Annotated in this window: 21 protein-coding genes; 12 read left to right on the top strand and 9 right to left on the bottom strand. The window is 72.3% G+C overall.

Annotated features, from left to right (window positions below; genetic code table 11):
- Nucleotides 1-4: 4 nt before the first annotated feature.
- Together GQQ93_RS16095 and GQQ93_RS16090 are read right to left on the bottom strand one after the other, a co-directional pair.
- The gene (locus tag GQQ93_RS16095) at nt 5-1837 is read right to left on the bottom strand and encodes a glycoside hydrolase family 2 protein (protein ID WP_157425248.1); all 1833 of its coding nucleotides are present in this window, start codon (nt 1835-1837) and stop codon (nt 5-7) included.
- On the bottom strand, nt 1834-3207 hold the full coding sequence (locus GQQ93_RS16090; RefSeq protein WP_157425247.1) for an MFS transporter: 1374 nt from the start codon (nt 3205-3207) through the stop codon (nt 1834-1836). Before GQQ93_RS16090 ends, GQQ93_RS16095 begins: the two co-directional genes overlap by 4 nt.
- Nucleotides 3208-3360: 153 nt before the next feature.
- Between GQQ93_RS16090 and GQQ93_RS16085 the strand changes: the two genes are divergently transcribed.
- The 4 genes from GQQ93_RS16085 (at nt 3361) to GQQ93_RS16070 (ending at nt 6817) form a co-directional block, all read left to right on the top strand.
- A complete protein-coding gene (locus GQQ93_RS16085; RefSeq protein ID WP_157425246.1) occupies nt 3361-3690 on the top strand; it encodes a hypothetical protein in 330 nt (109 codons plus the stop codon).
- A gap of 118 nt (nt 3691-3808) precedes the next feature.
- Complete coding sequence (locus tag GQQ93_RS16080; protein WP_157425245.1) at nt 3809-4333, top strand: hypothetical protein; 525 nt, start codon at nt 3809-3811, stop codon at nt 4331-4333.
- Nucleotides 4334-4424: 91 nt separating this feature from the next.
- On the top strand, nt 4425-6389 hold the full coding sequence (locus tag GQQ93_RS16075; protein ID WP_157425244.1) for a DEAD/DEAH box helicase: 1965 nt from the start codon (nt 4425-4427) through the stop codon (nt 6387-6389).
- Complete coding sequence (locus GQQ93_RS16070) at nt 6386-6817, top strand: ribosomal maturation YjgA family protein (protein WP_157425243.1); 432 nt, start codon at nt 6386-6388, stop codon at nt 6815-6817. Before GQQ93_RS16075 ends, GQQ93_RS16070 begins: the two co-directional genes overlap by 4 nt.
- Before the next feature lie 20 nt (nt 6818-6837).
- On the opposite strand, the gene GQQ93_RS16065 is transcribed toward GQQ93_RS16070, so the two are convergent.
- Together GQQ93_RS16065 and GQQ93_RS16060 are read right to left on the bottom strand one after the other, a co-directional pair.
- Nucleotides 6838-7245, bottom strand: a complete 408-nt coding sequence (locus tag GQQ93_RS16065; RefSeq protein ID WP_157425242.1) for a GntR family transcriptional regulator — start codon at nt 7243-7245, stop codon at nt 6838-6840.
- A complete protein-coding gene (locus GQQ93_RS16060; RefSeq protein ID WP_157425241.1) occupies nt 7242-8276 on the bottom strand; it encodes a hypothetical protein in 1035 nt (344 codons plus the stop codon). The genes GQQ93_RS16065 and GQQ93_RS16060 overlap by 4 nt, the downstream gene beginning before the upstream one ends.
- Before the next feature lie 414 nt (nt 8277-8690).
- On the opposite strand from GQQ93_RS16060, the gene GQQ93_RS16055 reads away from it, so the two are divergent.
- From GQQ93_RS16055 to GQQ93_RS16025, 7 genes are all read left to right on the top strand, one after another.
- Nucleotides 8691-9149, top strand: a complete 459-nt coding sequence (locus GQQ93_RS16055; protein WP_157425240.1) for a hypothetical protein — start codon at nt 8691-8693, stop codon at nt 9147-9149.
- 47 nt (nt 9150-9196) lie between these two features.
- Complete coding sequence (locus GQQ93_RS16050) at nt 9197-10285, top strand: fatty acid desaturase family protein (protein WP_157425239.1); 1089 nt, start codon at nt 9197-9199, stop codon at nt 10283-10285.
- A gap of 163 nt (nt 10286-10448) precedes the next feature.
- Nucleotides 10449-11855 (top strand): NtaA/DmoA family FMN-dependent monooxygenase, encoded by a 1407-nt coding sequence (locus GQQ93_RS16045; RefSeq protein ID WP_157425238.1) that lies wholly within the window; start codon nt 10449-10451, stop codon nt 11853-11855.
- The gene (locus GQQ93_RS16040) at nt 11852-12865 is read left to right on the top strand and encodes a putative FMN-dependent luciferase-like monooxygenase (RefSeq protein ID WP_157425237.1); all 1014 of its coding nucleotides are present in this window, start codon (nt 11852-11854) and stop codon (nt 12863-12865) included. The genes GQQ93_RS16045 and GQQ93_RS16040 overlap by 4 nt, the downstream gene beginning before the upstream one ends.
- 352 nt (nt 12866-13217) lie before the next feature.
- A complete protein-coding gene (locus tag GQQ93_RS16035) occupies nt 13218-14558 on the top strand; it encodes an aminotransferase class V-fold PLP-dependent enzyme (RefSeq protein WP_212277365.1) in 1341 nt (446 codons plus the stop codon).
- A 217-nt stretch (nt 14559-14775) separates the two neighbouring features.
- Nucleotides 14776-15618, top strand: a complete 843-nt coding sequence (locus GQQ93_RS16030) for a hypothetical protein (RefSeq protein WP_157425236.1) — start codon at nt 14776-14778, stop codon at nt 15616-15618.
- A 53-nt stretch (nt 15619-15671) separates the two neighbouring features.
- On the top strand, nt 15672-16172 hold the full coding sequence (locus tag GQQ93_RS16025) for an FBP domain-containing protein (protein WP_157425235.1): 501 nt from the start codon (nt 15672-15674) through the stop codon (nt 16170-16172).
- Between the two features lie 9 nt (nt 16173-16181).
- Here the strand turns inward: GQQ93_RS16025 and GQQ93_RS16020 are convergent, their stop codons facing one another.
- Both GQQ93_RS16020 and GQQ93_RS16015 read right to left on the bottom strand, forming a co-directional pair.
- Entirely contained in the window at nt 16182-16952 is a 771-nt protein-coding gene (locus GQQ93_RS16020) for an SGNH/GDSL hydrolase family protein (protein ID WP_157425234.1), read from the bottom strand.
- Nucleotides 16953-16976: 24 nt separating this feature from the next.
- Nucleotides 16977-17165, bottom strand: coding sequence for a DUF1918 domain-containing protein (locus GQQ93_RS16015; RefSeq protein WP_157425233.1), 189 nt, complete (start codon nt 17163-17165; stop codon nt 16977-16979).
- A gap of 144 nt (nt 17166-17309) precedes the next feature.
- On the opposite strand from GQQ93_RS16015, the gene GQQ93_RS16010 reads away from it, so the two are divergent.
- On the top strand, nt 17310-18731 hold the full coding sequence (locus GQQ93_RS16010; protein ID WP_157425232.1) for a GH1 family beta-glucosidase: 1422 nt from the start codon (nt 17310-17312) through the stop codon (nt 18729-18731).
- A gap of 58 nt (nt 18732-18789) precedes the next feature.
- On the opposite strand, the gene GQQ93_RS16005 is transcribed toward GQQ93_RS16010, so the two are convergent.
- The 3 genes from GQQ93_RS16005 to GQQ93_RS15995 all read right to left on the bottom strand — a co-directional run bounded on the left by GQQ93_RS16005 (nt 18790) and on the right by GQQ93_RS15995 (nt 22890).
- Nucleotides 18790-20340 carry a PucR family transcriptional regulator gene (locus GQQ93_RS16005; protein WP_157425231.1) on the bottom strand — a complete coding sequence of 517 codons (1551 nt, stop codon included), beginning with the start codon at nt 20338-20340 and terminating at the stop codon, nt 18790-18792.
- Between the two features lie 161 nt (nt 20341-20501).
- Nucleotides 20502-21797 carry a kynureninase gene (gene kynU / locus GQQ93_RS16000; RefSeq protein WP_157425230.1) on the bottom strand — a complete coding sequence of 432 codons (1296 nt, stop codon included), beginning with the start codon at nt 21795-21797 and terminating at the stop codon, nt 20502-20504.
- Nucleotides 21798-21897: 100 nt separating this feature from the next.
- Nucleotides 21898-22890: an amidohydrolase family protein gene (locus GQQ93_RS15995; protein ID WP_157425229.1), complete on the bottom strand. Its 993-nt coding sequence runs from the start codon at nt 22888-22890 to the stop codon at nt 21898-21900.

The following is a 22890-nucleotide window of genomic DNA, read 5'->3' as shown; positions in this document are numbered from 1 at the left end:
GGAATCAGCGGGTGGGGTGGGTCGGCGCCGGCGAGGCCGGGGATGCCGCCGCCGGTATCGCGACCGCGGCGAACTCGGCGAACAGCTCGCCGATGACGTCGCGCACGCGGTCGGCGTCGACCTTCACGACGGTGCGGTCGGCGGTGACGAGCCCGTTGAGCTCGTCCTCGACGTCGGAGAGCTGCGTGTACACGATGCCCGACAGCCCCGCCGCGATCGCGGGCAGCACCTCGTCGCGGTGCAGGCGGGCGAACCCTTCGGTGAGCGCGTCGACGCTGCGGTAGCGCCGATAGCCGAACTCGCGCGGCCCGAACTCGTGGCCAGGCAGACGCAGGCTGTACCCGCCGTACTCCGAGACCACGACGGCGCGCCCGTCGCGGCCCCAGCCTCGTCGCGGCCGCAGCCTCCGGAAGTACACATGCAGGCTCTCGAGGTCGCCGCCGCGCTGATCGTGCCATCCGCTCGCGTGGTCGATCACCCGGTCGGGGTCGATCGCCCGAACCCGGTCGACGGCCTCGAGCGCGTCGAACTGGCCCCAGCCCTCGTTGAACGGCACCCACACGGCGACGCTCGGAGCGTTCTTCAGCAGCCGCACCGTCGCCTCGAGCTCGGCGGTGAACTCCGCCCGCCCCGCGGCATCCTGCCGGCCGAACAGCCGGTGCCTGCGGTCGTCGAGGCGCACCGGCAGCTTGACCGGCGCCGTGATGACGGCCGGGTTGTAGCGGCGGCCGCCGTTCACCATGTCCTGCCAGACGAGGAGTCCGAGCCGGTCGCAGTGGTGGTACCACCGCAGCGGCTCGATCTTGATGTGCTTGCGCACGGCGTTGAAGCCGAGCTCCTTCATGCTGCGGAGGTCGTGCAGCATGGCCTCGTCGGACGGCGGCGTGTAGAGCCCGTCGGGCCAGTAGCCCTGATCGAGCACCGCCGCGTGGAACACGGGCTCGCCGTTGAGCATGAGCCGCGGTCGGCCGAACACATCGGGCGCGACGCCGACCGAGCGCATGCCGACGTAGCTCTGCACGAGGTCGTCGCCGAGGCGCACCTCGACCTCGTGGAGGAAGGGGTCGTCGGGGCTCCAGCGCCGGGCATCGGGCACGGGGATCGTGAGGGGTCGGCCCGCCGGGCCCTCGGCCCGGGCGAGCTCGCGGCCGTCGGCGCGCACGACGACGGCGGCGAGCGCCTGCTCGCCCGCGGCGATGCCATCGGGCACGGATGCCTCGACCACGACCTCGATCGTCTCGTCATCGAGTCGCGGGCGCAGCTCGAGGCGCCGCACGTGGAGGGCGGGCACCGACTCCATCCACACGGTCTGCCAGATGCCCGATTGCGCGGTGTACCAGATGCCGCCGCGCTTCAGCGACTGCTTGCCGCGCGAGTGGTACGAGGTGTCGCTCGGGTCGACGACGTCGACCGTCAGCTCGTGCTCCTCGCCGTCGGCGAGGGCGTCGGTCACGTCGAGCGAGAACGGCAGGTAGCCGCCCTCGTGCGCGCCGATCTCGACCCCGTCGATGAGCACCCGGCAGCGCTGGTCGACCGCGCCGAAGTGCAGCAGCAGCCGATCGACGAGGAATCCCTCGGGCATGCGCACAGTGCGCCGGTACCAGAGATGCTGGTCGGGCTGCAGCTGCCGCCCGACGCCGGAGAGCGCGGCCTCGGGCGAGAAGGGCACGAGGATGCGGCCGTCCCAGGCACTCGGCCGCCGGTCGTCGGCCGTGAACGCGTACTCCCACCATCCGTTGAGGTTCAGGTGGCTGTCGCGGACGAGCTGCGGGCGCGGGTACTCGGGCAGGACCGCGTCGGGGTCGAGTTCGTCGGCCCAGGGGGTACGACGGCTCACGGGCGGGTCTCCTCGGCGGGCACGGCGGCTTCGGCGGCTTCGGCGGGCACGTCGGGGCGTCGCAGCACTCGCGCGCGGAGCGCGGCCAGCACCGGCACGGCGAGGAGCACGAGGGCGGCGACGGGGAAGATCTCGGGCCCGGGCACGGGGTGCTCGCGCCCGAGCTCGACGTAGCTGTGCGCGGCGCCCGAGATGACGGCGGCGCCGATCGCGGGGCCGATCACCATCGGCAGCATCACGGCCATGATCATGCGGGCGCCCTGCACGCCGCCCGCCCGGTCGGCGGGCGTCTGGTCGCGCGTCATCGCGGAGACGGCGGCGATCGAGGCCATCATGCCGGCCATCATCAACGTCGCGGCGACGATCACCCAGGCGAAGTCGCGCACGAAGGCCATCGCGACGAGTCCCGCCACGAAGACGCCGACGGCGGGGAGGAGGAACCGCTCCTTGCCGACGCGATCCATCACACGGCCGCCGACGACGCTGAGCGCCGAGGCGAGGATGAGCACGATGCCGAGCGCGATCGCCGAGGCCTCGAGCGCCAGCGAGTAGCGCAGGTAGATCAGCACGAAGGGGATGAACACCTGCGAGCTGATTCCGATCACGCACCAGATCGCGAGGGTGAGGAAGAGCGCCGGCTCGCGCCGGATCGTCGAGGGCCGGAGGCCGTCGACGACCGCGCGCAGCACGCCGTGCTCGCGCGGGACGACGCCCCGGTCGCGGACGAGGAACCAGGCGGCGAACCCGGTGGCGGCGGTGATCCCGCCGACCAGGGCGAAGAAGGCCGGCCACTGCCCGGCCTGCGTCATCGGGTCGAGCAGCACGAACACGAGCAGCATCGCGACGAGCGGCATCGTCGCGAGCCACCCGTCGACCCGTCCGCGATTCGCGGGCACCGTCGAATCGGTGACCCAGGCGGCGAAGGCTGCGTCGTTCGCGCCCGAGCCGATGAAGCTCATGATGCAGTCGAGGGTGATGATCGCCACGACCGCGCCGATGAGCACCGGGGCGGCCTCCGCCGTGGCATCCGGTGCGCCGACGAGACCGAAGGCGGCGGTCACCGCGCCCCACGCGAGGTAGCCGCCCGCGACGAGTTCGCGGCGGCGGCCGAGTCGATCGGACCAGGCGCCCACGATGAGGGTCGCGACCGTCGCGGCGATCGCGCTCGCGGCGACCATCCAAGCGATGACGCCGGGGTCGGTCGAGACGGTCTCGTAGACGAACAGGTTGAGGTACATGTTCTCGATCACCCAGGCGAGCTGGCCGACGAGGCCGACGAGGATGATCGCGGCCCAGGTGCGCGGGCCGAGTGCGGGCGTGGTGGCGGCGCCGGCGATCGCGGTGCCGTGCGGTCGGGTTCGAGTCGTCATTGTCCTCTGCAAGCCGTTGTTTCAACGTTGAAATCAACACGACATTAGCAGGTGGCGCCGTGCTGCGGCGGCGATCTTCGGCTCATCCCTCGCGGGTTCGACGCGCGGGCGCCCGAACCCCGCCCCATCGTTCCGGCCCGCTATGGTTGCCCCATGACCGACGTCACGCGTCCCTCCCGGTTGGAGCCGATCGGCGTCATCGCGTTCGTGCTCGGCATCGTGCTCGTCCTCGTCGACTTCGCGAGCATCTTCATCGACGCGGCGTTCATCCGGTCGGGCGACTACACCTCGTTCTCGACGGTCTCGTTCGTCATCACGACGATCTCGGTGGTGCTCGCGCTCACCGCGATCACGATCGGCATCGTGGCCTGCCTGCGCGGCGGAGCCACCCGGGTCTACGGGGCCATCGGCACCACGGTCGGCGCGATGGTGCTGCTGCAGCAGTTCGGCACGCTGGTCTACGCACTCATCGTCAACGTCTGACCTCGCACTCATCGTCGACGTCTGACCTCGCCCGCCACCGACGGATGCGTCGGCGGCGCGCGCCGCCTATCCTCGTTCGTGGCGCCGAATACCGGCCGCACGACGAAACGAGGCCGAGATGAGCGACGGAACCGAACGCGGTCCGCGACCGCGCGGTCGCCGTGCCGCCGAGCCGGCCTCGCCGTTCGCGAAACGGGTCGATGCCGTCGCCGCCCGGCTCGCGCCGGCGCTGGCCGGTGCCACGACCTGGGTGTCGGCGCACCGCGCGGTGGCGCTCACCGGCGCCGCGGCGATCCTCTCGGTCGGGATCATCGCGGGCGGTGCCGCCGTCATCCAGTCCACCGGCGGCGGTGCACAGGACACCGAGGCCTCGTCAGGACTTGAGACGCCCCGACCCACCCCGAACGCACCGGCGAACACCCAGGCGTTCCCCCCGGTGCTGCCCACGGCGACGCCCGCACCCCCCGACGAAGCGGGCGCGGCCGAGCCGGGCGACGAGCCCGTCGCAGACGAACCCGACGAGCCGGCCGACGACCCCGTGATCGAGCCCGAGCCCACGCCCGAACCCGAGCCCGAGCCCGACCCCGGCACCGACGACGACCACCCGGGCCGCGGGCAGGGGTCGAAGAAGCCCAAGGGCTGACGGCGCGGCCGCAGGGCGCATCGAGAGGCGTCTCGGCGGCGCCCCGAGGCATCCGCAGGGCCTTTCACAGGCCCGGGGACTACCCTGAAGCGTGACTTCTGAAGAACTTCCCGCCCCGGACGCGGCTCCCGCTGAGCCCGCCGCGACGACATTCGCAGACCTCGGTCTCGACGGGGCGGTGCTCAAGGCGCTCGACGACGTCGGCTACGAGACGCCCTCCGCCATCCAGGCCGCGACCATCCCGACCCTGCTCGAGGGGCGCGACGTCGTCGGCCTCGCGCAGACCGGAACCGGCAAGACCGCCGCGTTCGCACTGCCCATCCTCGCCCGCCTCGACCTCTCGCAGAAGACGCCGCAGGCGCTCGTACTCGCCCCCACCCGCGAACTCGCGCTGCAGGTGTGCGAGGCGTTCGAGAAGTACGCCGCGCACCTGAAGGGCGTGCACATCCTGCCCGTCTACGGCGGCCAGGGCTACGGCGTGCAGCTCTCGGCGCTGCGTCGCGGCGTGCACATCGTCGTCGGTACGCCCGGCCGCATCATGGACCATCTCGACAAGGGCACCCTCGACCTCTCGGAGCTCAAGTACCTCGTGCTCGACGAGGCCGACGAGATGCTCAAGATGGGCTTCGCCGAAGACGTCGAGACGATCCTCGCCGACACTCCCGACGACAAGCAGGTCGCGCTGTTCTCGGCGACCATGCCGGCCGCGATCCGCCGCATGTCGAAGCAGTACCTGCACGACCCCGAAGAGATCACGGTCAAGACGAAGACGCAGACCTCGGCGAACATCACGCAGCGGTCGCTGATCGTCGCGTACTCGCAGAAGGTCGACGCGCTCACCCGCATCCTCGAGGTCGAGAACTTCGAGGGCATGATCATCTTCGTCCGCACGAAGAACGTCACCGAGGAGCTCGCCGAGAAGCTGCGGGCCCGCGGATACGCGGCCGCCGCGATCAACGGCGACGTCGCGCAGGCCCAGCGCGAGCGCACCGTCGAGCAGTTGAAGAACGGCAAGCTCGACATCCTCGTCGCCACGGATGTCGCAGCCCGCGGCCTCGACGTCGAGCGCATCTCGCACGTGGTCAACTTCGACATCCCGACCGACCCCGAGCCGTACGTGCACCGCATCGGCCGCACCGGCCGGGCCGGGCGCACGGGCGACGCGATCAGCTTCGTCACCCCGCGCGAGCGCAGCCTGCTCGCCCGCATCGAGAAGACGACGAAGCAGCCGATGACCCCGATGACGCTGCCGAGCGTCGACGACGTCAACGTCACCCGGCTCGCCCGCTTCGACGACCGCATCACCGCGGCGCTCGAGCAGAACGAGCGCATCGAGGGCTTCCGCGACATCATCGCCCACTACCTGCGCCACCACGACGTGCCCGAGGTCGATGTGGCCGCCGCGCTCGCCGTGGTCGCCCAGGGCGAGTCGCCCCTGCTGCTCGAGCCCGAGCCCGAGCGGCCCGCGCGCTTCGACCGCGAGCGGGGCCGCGACGACCGCGGGCGCGACCGCGACGACCGGCGCGACGACCGTGGCCGCGGCGACCGCTACGACCGCGACGAGCGACCCGCGCGCCGCCCCCGAGGCAGCGGGGCGCCCATGGCGACCTACCGCATCGCCGTCGGCCGGCGTCACCGCGTCGAGCCGCGCCAGATCGTCGGCGCGCTCGCGAACGAGGGCGGCCTGAACCGCGACGACTTCGGTGCGATCCAGATCAAGCCCGAGTTCTCGCTCGTCGAGCTGCCCGCCGACCTGCCCCGCGAGACGCTCGAGCGCCTCGACGGCACCCGCATCTCCGGACGCCTCATCGAGCTGCGGCCCGACCGGGGCGCGCCGCGCCGGGGCGACCGCGATCGCGACGGCCGCGGCGGGGGTTCGCGGTATCAGCGCGACGACCGTCCGCGTCGTGACGACCGGTACGAGCGGCCTCGTCGCGACGACCGCGACGACCGGCCTCGCCACGACGACCGGCCTCGCCACGACGACCGTGCCGTCGAGGCGGGCGATGACCGCCCGGCCCGCAAGCCCCGTCACAAGGGCCCGCGCGACGAGTGAGCCGCGCGGCGGGTGACCGGGGTGCGCGACTGGCATTCGCCGCGACCGCTGCGGTCGTGCTGCTCGTCGGCCTCGTGCTGCAGCTGCAGGGCCGCACGGTCGCGATCGACCTCGCCGGCAGCGCGCTCTACGCGTGCCTCGTCGGGCTCGTGATCGCGGTCGTGCGGCCGAGTTCGCCGGCGTGGGCGATCGCGGTCGCCGGGTTCGGCGTCTCGGCGGCGGTCGAGCTGCTGCAGCTCACCGGCGTCGCGTCGCGGCTCGTCGACGCCGTGCCGCCGCTGCGGCTCGTGTTCGGCAGTTCGTTCGACCCGGTGGACTTCATCGGCTACGCCCTCGGCGCGCTGCTGCTGCTCGGGCTCGTGCCGGTCGCACGCGCGGTGGCGGCCCGGGTCCTTTCCGGGGCTCGGGCGGCCCGTTCCGGCTCCTGACGCCCGGCGCGCTGGGTCCGTCAGTCGCCCGTGCCGGACCGTGACGCCTGCCAGATGGCGCGGAAGGCGTTGACGACGTCGTCAGGCGCGGCATCCGCCGCGTCGACCGCGACGACGAGTTCGCGGAGACGTCGCACGAGGCCGCCGGGGAGGGCGCCAGCGCCCTCGGCCACTCTCGTGCCGGCGCCGGTGCGTGCGACGACGAGCCCCTCCTGCTCGAGCATCTTGTAGGCCCGTGCCGCAGTGCCGGGAGCGACGCCGAGGTCGGCAGCGGCCTGCCGGACCGTCGGCAGGCGCTCGCCCGCGCCGAGTTGGCCCGACGCGATCATCCCACGGAATCGGTGCGCGATGTCGGTCGCAGCGTTCGTCGTATTCGCCTCGCCGAGCAGCGGCGAGGTGCCCGGTGTCCGTGATGCGGCCGGGGTCATCGGTTCGCGCTCTTTTCGACGTCGTCGGCTCCTGCTGCGATGTCGGATGCATCCGGCTGAGGGCGACGAGTTCGGCGGACCCTGCTGGCGACGAGCAGCAGGAGGACGAAGCCCGCGATCTCGGCGAACGGGGCGAGCCACCCGGCGAGCACCGCCAGTTCGGCGTACTGCCAGGTCGTGTCGTACAGATTCGGGTCACCCTCGATGCCGAGTTGCGAGGCGGTACCCGACCGGGCGATGAATCGCCATGCCCCACCGAGTGCCAGCAGCATGCCCGCTGAAGCGAGGCGGGCGGTCGCTGTGGCGATGCCGGCTCGCATCGTGGATTCGGACGCGACGGTCTCGGGCCGGAGGAACGGCCGGGCGGCGTTGACGTGCAGGACTGCCCAGACAGCCGCGATGAGAAATGCCGTGCAGATGAGGACCGGTACGCCGAAGGACCACCCGTAGAACCACAACTCTAGCGAGGAGATCTCGGTGTTCGGGACGGGGATCGACAGGTAGATGAATCGGCCCCGATCGTCCGACGATGAGGCGACACCTGCGCCGATCGTCGTCGCGATCAGGGTGACCGCGATGGCGCCGGCGCCGATGAAGGCGACGCGCGAGCCGAAGCTCGCCCAGGTGCGCCGGAGCGTCGAAAGCACCGGTGCATCCGGTGTGCGCCGTCGCAGCACGATGACGCCGAGCAGGGTGAGCGTCACCAGCAGCACTGCGAACACCGGGGTCGCGAACTGCCACCACTCGACGATGTCGGTGAGGTTCAGCACGTACCCGCGCACGATGTTCTCGACGGCGCAGCCGATGATCACGGCGATCGCGCCGATCGAGAGCGTGAGCACCTCGGGTCGGAATCGGGTGGCCGTGACCCCGGAGAACGCATCGGATCCAGCCTCCTCGGCCACGCGCGAACGGCTGAACGCGAGCACGAGGCCGGCGATGAACCCGGCGATGACCAGGCTGAACAAGGGAAGCGAGAACAGCGCTGCGATGAGGATGCCGGGGTCGGCGAACAGGGCGAGTCGGTCCATGGGTCTTCTCTCGATCGATTGTGTCGACAAGCTAGCACAATTTGTATTTAGGTATCGATACAATTTCACGCACGCGCTCGACTTCGTCGGGCAGCTCTCGCTCACGACAAGCCGGTGCCGGCCTGCCGCAACGGGCTGTCGCGATCCGTTTCCGGAGTACGGCGCGACCCGATATTCCCGCGCGATCGAACCTGTACGCGCACACATGTTCGCGGCGTAACGTCCGATCATGAACGCTGTACGAGGAGCCATCCGCCCACCCCCGGCAGAAGACGCGCGAGTCACCGTCCAAACCGCCGAGCACCGCCGGACCGACGCCTTCTGGACGCACTTCGAGGCGAACGGGTCGAGTCCGAACCGCTGGGCCGACAGCGCGGCGGCCTACTGGCGCGCGGCCGATGAGGTGAGCGCATCATGATCACCGCAGAAACGGATGTCTCGACCCTCGGGCCGTTCGCGATCGACCACGTCGTGGCGAGCGAACTGCCCGCCTCACTCGGCACGTCCGGGGCCCCCGAACGATACGTCGTGACCGCGGTCTTCACCCGGCGTCCCGACCCGCTCGAACTCGAGATGCTCGCCGCGGCGGGCCTCGCCGAACAACTTGCCGCCGACGGCTACCCGGGCATCACGCTGATGGCCGCAGACCGCCGGCTGCTCATCGGCAACACGAACCTGCTCGAACTCGAGTCCGGGCTCGCGCAGCGCATCGGGGAGATCCTCGCCGAGATCGGGACGCAGGTCGCGACGCTCCGCAGGACTCGTGACCTCGAGCGCGCGCGGCTCGCCGAGCAGGAGTCCGATCGTGCCGCAGCGATCGTGAAGCTGGCGAACCGCATCAGCTTCGACCCCCACAGCTCGACATACCGATGAACTGATTCGCGCTGCCCCCGGGCGGCGCGGGCTGGGAGCACGGCCTCATGGACGAGGCATCCGGGACGCGACTGGAGGCGGCCGCGCCGGCCGCCCGGACGAACCCCAACAGCGACTTCACCGAACTGGCACGGCTCGTGAAATCGGCCGGCCTCATGCGCCGGCGCTACGGCTACTACTGGACGAAGCTCATCGTCGTGCCGATGTCGGTCGCCGCGGCGATCGCCGTGTTCATCTGGATCGGCGACAGCTGGTGGCAGATGTTCACGGCCGCCGTCTTCGCGTTCCTGTTCACGCAGACCGCGTTCCTCGGGCACGATGCCGCGCACCGCCAGATCTTCCGCTCGGGCAAGTGGAACGACTGGACGAGCCTCGTGCTCGGCGGCATCGTCGGCATGAGCTACGGCTGGTGGCAGCACAAGCACACCCGGCACCATGCGAACCCCAACCAGCTCGGCGCCGACCCCGACATCGAGCTGCCGGTCGTCGCGTTCACACCCGAGCAGGCGGCGCGCGACCGCGCGGCGTTCTCGCAGTGGGTCATCGCGCACCAGGGCGTGTTCTTCTTCCCGATCCTGCTGCTCGAGGGGCTCTCGCTGCACGCGTCGAGCGTGCACCGGGTGCTCGCCCGCGAGCACCTCGCGCACCGCCCCATCGAGATCGCCTTCCTCGCCGTGCGCATCGTCGGCTACCTCGCCTTGGTGTTCCTCGTGCTCTCGCCGGACAAGGCCGCCGTGTTCCTCGCGATCCAGCTCGGCCTGTTCGGCTTCTACATGGGCATGTCGTTCGCACCGAACCACAAGGGCATGCCGCTCGTGCCCAAGGGCATGAAGCTCGACTTCCTGCGCCGTCAGGCGCTCATGAGCCGCAACATCCGCGGCAACCGGGTGCTCGACTTCGTGATGGGTGGGCTCAACTACCAGATCGAGCACCACCTCTTCCCGTCGATGCCGCGCCCGCACCTGCGGCGGGCCGCCCCGCTCATCGCGGGCTACCTGCGCGAGCACGACGTGCCGTACACGCAGACGACGCTGTGGCGCTCGTACGTGATCGTGTTCCGGTACATCAACCGGGTCGGGCTCGGCGAGCGCGACCCGTTCGAGTGTCCGCTCGTGGCGCAGCGCGCGAGTATCTGAGGGGCCGGGGTCTCGATACGCTCGCTGCGCTCGCTGCTCGACCGGCGGGGTATCGCCCTGCCCGCGGTCGGGTGACCCCGTGTGACACCCGGTTCCCCCGTGTGACGGGTGGGCTCGCGGCATCCGATCGCCTTCTCTAGCGTCGGAGCCCGGAGGTCGAGACATGACACGACTCATCATCGGCGCAATGGTCAGGGCGATCGGCGCCTACCCCTCGGGCTGGCGGTATCCGGGCGCGCATCGAGATCCGAGGGGGGATGCCGCGGTGCTGCGCCGCACGGCCGAGGTCGCCGAGCGGGCACGCCTCGACTACCTGTTCTTCGGCGACTGGCTCGCGACCGGGCACGACCTCGAGTTCCGCGACCCGTATCTCGTCGCGCGCATCGATCCGTTGTCGGCGGTCACCTACCTCGCGGGCGTCACCGAGCGCATCGGCCTGATCGCCACGGCGAACACGAGCTACTCCGACCCGTTCACGCTCGCCAGGGCGACCGCCTCGGTCGACCTCCTGAGCGGTGGTCGCGCCGGACTCAACCTCGTGACGGGCGCCGAACCGCGGGCGGCCGGCAATCACGGGCGCGACTTCGACGCGGCCAACGAGACCCGCTACGACCGCGCCGTCGAGTTCGAGCACGTGCTGCGCCGCCTCTGGGACTCCTTCGAAGACGATGCGATCGTCGCGGATGCCGCGGCGGGCGTCTTCATCGACCCGTCGAAGCTGCACGCCACCGACTTCGAGGGCCGGCACCTGAGCGTGACCGGGCCGCTGAACGTCGCACGGCCGGTGCAGGGGCACCTGCCGATCGTGCACGCCGGCACCTCGCCGCGCTCGCGCCTGTTCGCCGCGCAGAACGCCGACCTCGCGCTCGTCGCGGTGAGCGACCTCGAGCACGCCGTGCAGGTGCGCGAGGAGCTTCGGGCGCTCGCCTTCGAGTCGGGGCGCGACGACCGCACGCTGAAGGTCATCGCGCCCGTGCTGCCGATCGTGGGCGAGACCCGTGCCCATGCCCAGTCGATCGCCGACGAGCTCAGCGAGCTCGTGCAGATCGCCGAGGACTGGCCAGACGGCCCGCCCGCGGCGTTCCCCGCGAACCGTTCGCTGGCCCAGCTCTCGACCCTCCTGGGGGTGGATGTCTCGGGGCTGTCGCCCGACCGCGCGGTCACCCCGGCGATCGTCGCCGAGTTCAGCGCCCCGGGCCAGGAGCTCGTCGAGATCGTCGCCGAGCGCACCGGGCGAGGCCCCGCCGGCGAACGGCCGCCGACCCTCCGCCACCTCGTCGTGGCCGCCTCGGTGAACGCGTCGATGATCGTCGGCACCGCAGAGGACATCGCGACCGAGTTCGAGGCCTGGGGGGACGCGGGCGCCGTCGACGGCTTCAACGTGCTCTCCGCGATCCAGCCCGCCCAGTTCGACGCGTTCGCCCTCGGGGTCGTACCCGAGCTGCAGCGGCGCGGGGTCTTCCCGACCGAGTACGAGGGCGAGACGCTGCGCGATCACCTCGGTCTCGCCCGCCCCGAGAACGTTCACGTGGCACCGCTCGTCGCCTCCTCGGGAACGGCCCTCGCGTGACCCGCATCGGATTCTTCACCCGCCTGCTCGACGATGCCGGCGCCGCCGAGCGCTACCGCATCGCGACCGAGCAGGTCGTGGCGGCCGAGCGCCACGGCTTCGATTCGGCATGGGTCGCGCAGCACCACTTCCGTGCCGCCGAGGGCGGGTTGCCGTCGCCGTTCGTGTTCCTCGCGCACGTCGCCGCGCAGACCTCGCGCATCCGGCTCGGCACGGGCGTCGTGACGCTGCCCCTCGAAGACCCGGTGCGGGTCGCCGAGGATGCGGTCGTGCTCGACCTCGTCTCGGGCGGCCGCGTCGAGCTCGGCCTCGGTTCGGGCGCCACGCCCGCCTCCTTCCTCGCCTTCGGCGAGCGCTCCGAGGATCGGGGCCGGGTCTTCGGCGAGAAGATCGACTCGCTCGTCGCGGCGCTCGCCGGCGGGGCGCTGGGTGACGACGCCAACCGGCTGCAGCCGCCAGGCCGCGATCTTCTGGGCCGCGTCTGGCAGGCGACGTTCTCAACGTTCGGCGGCACGCGCGCCGGTCGCGCCGGTCATGGCCTGATGCTCTCGCGCACCCAGCCGCGAGGGGCGGATGCTCCGCACGCGAGCCTCTCGGAGATGCAGCAGCCGGTCGTCGACGCCTATCTCGAGGCACTGCCGCACGGGGTGCCGCCGCGCATCGTCGCCTCTCGCACCGTGTTCGTCGCCGACTCGCGCGAGGAAGCCCGCCGTCACGCCGAGATCGGGCTGCGTCGCGCTGCCGTCGGCTTCACCCGCATGGGCCAGCCGCCGGCCGGCGACACGCTCGACGAGCTCATCGCCGCCTACGACACGCACGTCGGAACCGTCGACGACGTGATCGAGTCGCTCTCGCGCGACGCAGTCGCCGCGCAGGCGAGCGAGGTCGCCTTCCAGGTGCACTCGGTCGATCCGCCGCACGAGCTCGTGCTGCGCTCGATCGAGCTCATCGCCCGCGAGGTCGCGCCGGCCCTCTGCTGGGGTGCGACCGCGCCCGCGCTCGCCCGCTGAGCCGATCGGGCAGCACCTCGACGCCGCAGGGGAGCGGGAGGTCGTCCTTCGAGCAGCGCGACCACATGACCACTCGGCCACACGTCCTCCGAAGGCGAGTTCCTCAGGTGTCTGCGCGCACGCGGCCTGCGGCCCTCCCGAGGAGCACTGAACAGCGAAGAAGGGCGCGAATGGCGGACCTCATCGACTGTCTCGTGGGGATCGCCGCCCCTGCATCGCAAGATCCCTCCGGCCGGCGTCACCCCCTTCGTATGTCCGATTGTTGCGCGCCGTGACGGCCCGCGTCACGAAGGGTTGAGGCGGTGCAGGGGCATCCGTAGCGTCGTCCGAACCACGCACCGAGGAGAGCCCTGTGATCGCCACCGAGTCGACCGCCGCCCGCATCGCGCGCACGTCGGAGCCGACGGCGATGATGGATGCCCCGGCCCCCGGCCCGCTCGCGCGCCTCGTCGACGCCGGCCTCGAGGTGCCGGTGCTCGGCGGCGGCCTCGTGCGGCACGTGAACCTCGACACCGCCGCCTCGGCGCCCGCCCTCGCGGCCGTCGCCGCGCACGTCGTCGAGGTGCTGCCGTACTACGCGAGCGTGCACCGCGGCACCGGGTACCCCTCGCAGCAGACCACCGCCCTCGTCGAGGCCGCCCGCGCGACGGTGGCCCGGCACGTCGGCGCGCGCGACGACGACCTCGTGGTCTTCACCCGCAACACGACCGACGCGCTCAACCTGCTCGCGGCGGCCGTGCCCGGCGACACGGTGGTGCTCGACCTCGAGCATCACGCCAACCTGCTGCCGTGGCGCGCAGGTGGGCGCCGGGTGGTCGTCGCCCGCCCGACGATCGCAGAGACCCTCGAGGTGCTCGACGCCGAACTCGCCCGATGTCCCGCCGCCCTCCTCACCGTGACGGGTGCCTCGAACGTCACCGGCGAAGTGCTGCCGGTCGACCGCCTCGCCACGCTCGCCCACGCGCACGGCGCCCGCCTCGCGGTCGACGCCGCGCAACTGCTGCCGCACCGCAGGGTGTCGCTCGAGGCATCCGGCATCGACTACCTCGCCTTCTCGGGGCACAAGGCCTACGCGCCGTTCGGTGCCGGCGCCCTCGTCGGCCGGGCCGACTGGCTCGACGCCGCGCCCGCGCACCTCGCCGGCGGTGGCGCCGTCGAGTCGGTCTCCCTCGACCGCGTCGCATGGAAGCAGGGCGCCGCCCGCCACGAGGCCGGCACCCCCAACGTCGTCGGCATCGCCGCGATCGCGCGTGCGCTCAGTGAGCTCGAGCGCCTCGGCGACGCCGCCCGCGACGGGCACGAGCGGGCGCTCACCGAACGGCTGAACTCGGGGCTCGCAGCGCAGCGCGGCGTGCGCGTCGTGCGCGGATTCGACGACGTCGACGACCGCCTCGGCATCGCCACGATCGAGCTCGAGCGCGGTTCGGTGGGGCTGCTCGCCGCGGCCCTCGGCGCCGAGCACGGCATCTCGGTGCGGGCCGGACGGTTCTGCGCGCACCCTTTCTTCGAGCGGGTCGCGAGCCGCGCGAACGGGTTGCGGGCGAGCCTCGGCGCGGGATCCTCGGCCGACGATGTCGACCGGTTCCTCGCGGCGCTCTCGCGACTCCTCGCCGACGGCCCGGCGCACGCCTACGACCGCGGGCCCGAGGGGTGGCACCCGCTCGTCGACGATCGGCCTCGCCCGGTCTTCTGAGGCACGGGTTCGCGTCGCCTACGGCGGCGCGTCGGGTCGGCTCGGCGGGGCTTCGCGATTCGCTCCTGTTGCGCGTCGCGTTCTGCAGGATGAGCGGGGCGCCGGCGCGTATACGAGGGGTGGTGAGGTTCTCGTCCTGGATTGTGCGGGCGGGATGCCGCGGACGGGGGACTGTTCGCCCGCCATCCGACGGACTAGCGTCGGCATCGGAGGGGCCTTGACGAGCGACGACGCGGAACTCGAGGCGCGGGCCGACGCCCTGCGCCGGATCGTCTACGGCACTCCCGACGGCTACGCCTCCGGCGCCGCCGACGAGCTCGAGTCGGTCGAGGCCGAACTCGCCCGGCGGGCCGCCGAGCGCGAGCGGGCGACCGCAGCCATCCGCGCCGGGCCGGGGCGGCCCGACGAGCAGCGGCAAGGCGAGGCTTCCGAGCCGGGCAATACCGGGGCAGGATCGGCCGCCGACGGCGACGTCACCGCGGGCGCGACGGAAGCGGGCGACCCCGTGGCATCCGCGACCCGCGACCGATGGCCGCGCCGTCTCGGCGCCCGCGTCAGGAGCGAACTCGCCATCGCAGCCGTGCTCGCCGGCTTCGCCGTGGCCGGCGCGGTCGCCGTGGTCTCCCTCGCAGCGCCGGTGCGGGGCCTCGCCGTATTCGACCGACCGCAGAGCTCCCGCGACGAGAGCCTCACGGTCGCGCTCGGCGCGCAGGCCGATACCGTGCGCCGCATCGACGAGGTCTTCGGCCGCGGCTTCTGGGTCTACCTCAACGGCAACGACCAGGTCTGCCTCTCGGTCGTGCAGCTGGGCACGAGCCTCGTCGAACGCGGCGAGTGCGCCTCGCGGGCGCGCTTCGTCGAGCACGGCATCCTGGTGCAGTACGCGGCGACCGAGCTCGGCCCGCACCGCCCCGACGGCATGGGCGAACGCGATGTGGTCGTGATCTCGTGGTCGGACGAGAGCGAGGGCGTCACCTGGGAGCTCGTGCTCATCGATCCGCCCGCCTCCGATCGGTCGACCTACGACGAGTGGTCGGTCAGCAGGGATGCCCCCCGCTGAGCGGGCTGCAGAGCCCGCTTCGTAGACTGGGGGAGTCGCACGAGGGGAGCCGCATGCAGCCGCTGGTCGAGTCCGAGGTTCGGGCGGTGCTCGGCAACGCCGAGGCCGCCGAGCTCGAACAGCTCTCGCTGCCGGTGAAGTTCTTCGTCACCGAATGGGCGCATCTCGACGCCTTCGCGTGGCGCGACCCGCGCATCGCCTCGCGCGGGTACCTCGTCACCGAACTCGGCGGCGAGCCCGCCGGCATCGTGCTGCGCAGCGCCGAGCGCACCGGTTCGCGGCATCGCGCCGCGGTCTGCAACCTCTGCCACACCCACCAGCCGGGCGATCAGGTCACGCTGTTCTCGGCCCGTCGCTCGGGTGCGGCGGGAGCCCGCGGCGACAGCGTCGGCACCTACATCTGCGGCGACCTCGCCTGCCAGGAGACGGTGCGGCTCGGCCGCCCGCCTGCGCCGTCGGAGGTCATGCCGAGCGCGCACGAGCTCGAACGCATCGAGGGGCTCGCGCGGCGCACCCGGGCGTTCGTCGCGGATGTGCTCGGGGCGTCGGGCTGACGCCCGGCCTCAGCGCGTCGGGCCGGAGTCGACCACCTCGAGCGTCGCGCGCTTCGCGACCCGCCCGTCGCCCGACGAGCGGCCGGTGAGGCGGCGCCCGATCCAGGGCAGCACGAACTCGCGGTAGTACGCGGCGGTGTTGCGGCTGCGCGGCCCGGGCGGCGCGGCGGCGACCTCCTCGACCCCCCACTCGGGCGGCACGGGCACCTCGAGCGCAGTGAGCACGTTCGACGCGACGCGCGCGTGGCCGAGGGCGTTGAGGTGCAGCTTGTCGGGCGACCAGTACCGGATGTCGCGGAGCCCCCGGTCGTTGAAGTTGTCGACGAAGGTGACGCCCTCGAGGGTGCCGAGGTCGACGAGCGCCGCGGTCAGGCGCGCACCGCGCGAGTCGAAGACCCGGCCCATCGGCAGGTGCTCGGTCGGGTTCGCTCCGCTCAGCATGAGCACGTGGATGCCGGCCTCGCGGATGCGGTGGATCGCGTCGCGGAAGCGGGTCGCGGTCGCCTGCTCGTCCATGCGGGGGCGCAGCATGTCGTTGCCGCCGCCGTTGAAGCTCAGCAGCTCGGGCTGCAATGCGATCGCGGCATCCAACTGCTCGTCGATGATCGGCCCGAGCTTGCGCCCGCGGATGGCGAGGTTCGCGTAGCCGATCGGCTCGCGCGCGTGCTGCGCGAGGCCGAGCGCCACGAAGTCGGCCCAGCCGCGCACGCTGCCGTCGGGAAGCTCGTCGCCGACGCCCTCGGTGAAGCTGTCGCCGATCGCCGCGTAGGAGTGGAACATGCCCTCCACGCTAGCGCGCCGAACTCACTGCTCGGTGTGCTCGATCTCGCAGTCGGCGCCGGGGTAGAGCAGCGTCTCGTGGCCGTCGTCGAAGCGCACGAGGTAGGGCGGCCCGCCGTTCTCGCCCCGCACTTCGAGGATCTCGCCGTGGCGGCCGGGCTGGCCGACCTGCTTGCCGTGGATGACGAGGCGTTCGCCGACCGTCGCATTCATCGGGGCCCCCTTCGACGCCTCCAGCGTACGCTCGCGCGCCGCGGGCGGGAAGAGGTGCCGGCCCTTCCGTGGGTGAGCCCTGACCGCTAGGGTGGTTCGAACTGGGTCAAGCGTCCCAGTTGGCGACGGACAGTGAGGTTCACGATGCAGGATGCCCCGACCACGCGTGCGACGACGGCCGAGCCGGCCGCCGCGGCCGAGTCCGCGCTGCGACTGCCCGCGGGTTTCCGCTGGGGCGCGGCGACGGCCGCCTTCCAGATCGAGGGCGCCACGGATGCCGAGGGACGAGGCCCGAGCATCTGGGACACCTTCACCGCCGAGCCCGGCCGGGTGATCGACGGCTCGAACGCGCTCGTCGCCGCCGACAGCTACCGGAGATTCCGTGACGACGTCGCACTGCTCGCCGAACTCGGCGCGAGCGACTACCGCTTCTCGATCGCCTGGCCGCGCGTGCAGCCGGGCGGCACCGGGCCCGCGAACGCGGCGGGGCTCGACTCCTACGAGCGGCTCGTCGACGCGCTCGCCGAAGCCGGCATCGACCCGCTGCCGACGCTCTACCACTGGGACCTGCCGCAGCCCCTCGAAGACGCCGGTGGCTGGCTCGTGCGCGACACCGCCGAGCGCTTCGCCGAATACGTCGGGCTCGTGCTCGACCGCCTCGGCGACCGGGTCGGGCGGTGGATCACCCTCAACGAGCCCGCGATGACGACGCTCGAGGGCTACGCGCTCGGCACCCAGGCGCCCGGCCGTCAGCTCATGCTCGGCGCCCTGCCGACCGTGCACCACCAGCTGCTCGGGCACGGGCTCGCGGTCGCCGCGATCCGGGCGGCGGCACCGTCGGCCGAGGTCGGCATCACGAACAACCACACCCTCGTCGTGCCGGCCGGCGACTCGGCGGCCGACCTCATGGCGGCGGGCGCCTTCGACCTGATCTACAACCGCATCTTCGCCGGCCCCGTGCTCACGGGCGCCTACCCCGATCTGACTGCGTTCGGGCTCGAGGAGTTCCCCGGGCTCGAGGCGGGCGACCTCGAGCTCATCTCGGCGCCGCTCGACTTCTACGGGGTGAACTTCTACAACCCGACGTACGTGGCCGCACCCGCCGCCGGCTCGGAGTTCGCCGCCGCCGGGCTGCCGTTCGAGCCGGTCGCGCCGCCCGAGGGCACACCGCTCACGGGCTTCGGCTGGCCGATCGTGCCCGCCGCGTTCACCGAGCTCCTCGTCGGGCTGCGCCGCGACTACGGCGACGCGCTGCCGCCCGTCGTCATCACCGAGAACGGGGCGTCGTTCGTCGACGAGGTGGTCGAGGCATCCGACGGCCGCGCGGTGCACGACGCCGAACGCATCGCCTACCTCGACGGCCACCTGCGCGCCGTCGCCGCGGCGATCGAGCAGGGCGTCGACGTGCGTGGCTACTTCGCATGGTCGCTCATGGACAACTTCGAGTGGGCCCAGGGCTACACGCAGCGCTTCGGCCTCGTGCACGTCGACTTCGAGACTGGCGAGCGCACCCGCAAGGACTCGTTCGACTGGTACCGGCGCCTGATCGCCGCGCAGCCGCTCTGACCCGGGGCTGAGCACACGGGCATGTGCCCGCCCCACTCGGGGCCGCGCCGGGCTGCGCCTACTCGACCGCGAGCAGCGCCGCCCAGAGGTCGGCGCGCGCGTGGAACCCCGAGAGGTCGCGACCGAGCAGCCGCTCGGCGAGGGCGATGCGGCTGCGCACCGTGTGCCGGTGCACGCCGAGGGCCTGCGCGGTCGCATCGAACTGCCCGCCGCGCTCGAGCCAGGTGCGGGTCGTCACGACGAGCGAGGTGCCGTTCGCGGCGTCGTGCTCGGTGAGCGGGGCGAGGGTCGCGAGGGCGACGGCCCGGGCGTCGGTGCGGGCGAGGAACGCGAGCACGCCCTGCCTGCTGATCTCGTCGAAGTTGACGACGCCCGCGCCGCTCTCGCGGGCGCGGTCGAGGGCGCGCAGGGCCTGTTCGTGAGCCTGCGCGACGGCGCCCCCGCCGACCGGGTCGGAGACGCCGACGGGCAGTTCGAACTCGGTCGCGATCTCTTCGGCGAGCGGCGCGTCCGACTCCTCGACGACGAGCACGTACTGCTCGTCGTCGCGGCCGAAGAACAACCGCCCGCCGCGCTCTTCGACGCGGAGCTCGAGGAGCTCGGTGAGGCGATCGGCTTGGGTGAGCGGGGCATCCGTCACCATGATGCGCAGCGGCGGCTCGGGCAGCGGCCCCCACATCTCGGCCGAGACGCGCTCGGCGAGGGTCGTGTCTCCGGCGAGGATGCCGCTGAGCAGCCCCGATCGCAGGTGGCCGCGTGCGCGGTCGAGGTCGCGGTTCTGCTCGAGCGCCAGGCCCGCGAGCGCGATCACCGAGGTGACGACCTCGCGTCCGGCCTGATCGAGCTCGGCCGAGTCGCCGATCGCGAGCACGCCGCGCAGCGCCCCGCCGCCGCCGAGGGTCTGCAGGGTCATTCGCTGCGGTGCGTCGGTCGACTCGGCGGCGAGCAGCGTGCGGCTCGCCCGCTGGCCGCGGCGCAGCATCGATCTGGCCTCGCCGACGACCTCGCCGAGCGCGGGCTGCGCGAGGCCGCCCTCGGGCGCCTCGCGGTCGAGCGATCCGGTCGCGTCGATGAGCCCGACCCAGGCGCCGAGCCGGTGCGAGAGCTCGGCGAGGGTCGCCGAGAGGCCGTCGGGGCGCAGCGCGGCGAGCGAGATCGCGCGCTGCGCGGAGAGCGCCCACGCCTGCCTGGCGTAGGCGTCCTCGGCGATGAGGTCGGCGACGGTGCGTGCGATCGCGATGAACGGGGTGCGGTAGGGCACCTCGAAGAGCGGCAGGCCCTGTGCGAGACACGCCGCGATGAGCGTCTCGGGGGTGCCGGCGCGGATCACCTCGGTGCCGAAGCCGAGGGCCGCGATACCCCGCTCGCGGAGCCGCTGCACGAAGGACTCGGCGAACTCGGCGTCGGCCGCAGCGCCGTCGGCGAACTGGGTGCCGGTGGTCAGCAGCACGTGCCCGGCGTCGAGGAACGGCGTCGGGTCGGCGAGGTCGGAGCTGTGCGCCCACACGACCGGGGCGTCGAGCGCGCCGTCGGGCAGGGCGACGGCGGGGGTCAGCAGGCCGAGGCCGAGCTCTGGGCGGTCGAGCAGGGTCTGCACGGTGGGCTTCACGGGGCTCCTCGGTGATCCCGGGTGGATCTCGAGTCGGCCCTGGCGGGCCTACTCGACCGGCGAGGTGGTGTACACGCCGGCGAACATGATGCCCTGAGTGTACACATCGGCCCCGTGGCATCCGTCGAATGTTGCGTGATGCCGCGATGGAGAGCTGGAGGTCAGGTGACCGCCCCGCGTCGCGCGAAGCGGGGCTCGCGCCAGCTCCCGCTCCTGAGGATCTCCTCGAGCGCCGCGACCGCGTCCCAGACGTCGGTGTGCGTGACGTAGAGGGGGGCGAAGCCGAAGCGCATGAGGTCGGGCGCGCGGAAGTCGCCGATCACCCCGCGCGCGATGAGCGCCTGCATGAGGGCGTACCCGTCGCCGGCGTCGAGCGTGCCGACCGCCCGCAGGGCGACCTGGCTGCCGCGCCGCGCCGACTGCCGCGGCGTCACGACCTCGATGCCCCACTCCGCGAGCCGTGCGTCGACGAGGCAGATGAACAGCTCGGTGAGCCGCAGGCTCTTCTCGCGCAGTTCGGCGAGGTCGACCTCGGCCCAGAGATCGAGGCTCGCCTCGAGCCCGGCGACCGCGAGCAGCTGCGGCGTTCCGACGCGGAACCGCGTGATGCCGTCGGCGGGTTCGTACCCGACGGTGAAGTCGAAGGGGCGGGCGTGGCCGTGCCAGCCCGTGAGCGGCGGCCGGGCGACGCCATGATGGCGACCCGCGACCCAGATGAACGAGGGTGAGCCCGGCCCGCCGTTGAGGTACTTGTAGGTGCAGCCGATCGCGAAGTCGGCCCGGGCGGCGTTCAGCTCGACCGGCACCGCGCCGACGCTGTGGCAGAGGTCCCACACCATGAGCGCACCGGCCTCGTGCACCCGCCGCGTCACCTCGGCCATGTCGTACATGCGGCCGGTGCGGTAGTTCACGTGGGTGAGCACGACGACCGCGACGTCGCCGTCGAGCACTTCGTCGAGCGTCGGGCCGTCGTCGTCGATCAGCCGGCGCTCGAGCGGGCGGCCGGGCTCGCCGAGGAGCTCCTGCACCGACTCGAGCACGTACAGGTCGGTCGGGAAGTTGCCGCACTCGGAGATGATCACCCGGCGGCCGGGGCGTATGCGGGCTGCCGCCGTGACCACCTGGAAGAGGCTCGCCGAGGTCGAGTCGCCCAGCACGACCTCGCCCGGCGCCGCACCGATGAGCGGCGCGATGCGGTCGCCGAGGACGGCGGGCTTGTCGAACCATCCCGCATCGTTCCAGCTGCGGATGAGGCCCGTGCCCCATTCCTCGGCGATCACCCGCTCGACATGCCCCGGCGTCGCGCGGGGCAGCGCGCCGAGCGAGTTGCCGTCGAGGTAGACGACGCCCTCGGGCAGCGCGAAGCGCTCGCGGAACCGGGCGAGCGGGTCGGCCGCGTCGAGTGCGGCGCACGTCGCGCGGTCGATCGAGTGGGGTGCGGATGTCGCGAGGCTCATGTGCGGGGTCTCCGAGGTCTGGGATCGGGGGAAGGGAGAGGGGCCGGAGAGGGACCGGGGGAGGTGGCCGGGCGGGGTGCCCGCGGCGCGGGCGCCCCGCTCAGATCGCCAGGAAGCGGCGGGCGTTGCCGTGGCGGATCGCCGCCTTCTCCGCGTCGCTCAGGAAGTCGGCGCGGTCGAGGACCGAACCCACCGGGCGTTCGCCGAGCGGGTACGGGTAGTCGCTGCCGACCATCACGTGCTCGGCGCCGAGCGTGTCGACGAGGAGGCGCAGCGGCGCCTCGTCGAAGACGACGGAGTCGACGCTGAACCGGTCGAGGTACGTCGAGGGCGGTCGCTCGCTCGTCGCGATGAGATCTGCCCGGCGGTGCCAGGCGTTCTCGAGGCGGCCGAGCCAGAACGCGAACGAGCCGCCGCCGTGGGCGAAGGCGATGCGCAGCGAGGGCGGCACCCGGTCGAAGACGCCTCCGAGGATCATCGCGATGATCGACAGGTGCGTCTCGGCGGGCATGCCGGTGAGCCAGCGGGCCATCCAACGGTCGAGTCGCGGCGACTCGGGCATGTCCCATGGGTGCACGAGCACCGGGACGCCCTGCGCCGCGCAGTGCTGCAGGAACGTGACGACGCCCTCGTCGTCGAGGTCGCGGTCGCCCACGTGGTTGCCGATCTCGACCCCGCGATGCCCGGCGGCGATCGCGCGGTCGACCTCGGCGCACGCGGCGTCCGTGTCCTGCAGCGGCACCTGCGCGAACGGCAGCAGGCGATCGGATGCCGGTGCGCAGATCTCGAGTGCGAGGTCGTTGAAGATGCGCGCCACCTTCACAGCCTCGTCGCCCGACTTGTCGTACGAGAAGAAGACGGGCGTGGGGGAGACGACCTGGAGGGCGACCCCGTCGGCGTCCATGTCCGCGAGGCGTGCCTCGGCATCCCAGCAGTCGGACTCCACGCGACGGAACTCGGCCTCGCCGAGCATGATCATCGCCTCGCGCTCGGAGTCGACCCGCAGCGACGGCCAGACCCCCGGCCCGATCTGCTGCGACAGATCGGGCCAGGCGCTCGGCACGTAGTGCGTGTGGATGTCGATCGTGCCCAA

The organism is Agromyces lapidis, from assembly GCF_009749405.1.
Classification (GTDB): Bacteria; Actinomycetota; Actinomycetes; order Actinomycetales; family Microbacteriaceae; genus Agromyces; species Agromyces lapidis.
Note: the sequence above shows the minus strand (reverse complement) of the source record. Positions and strands in the feature narration are given on the sequence as shown.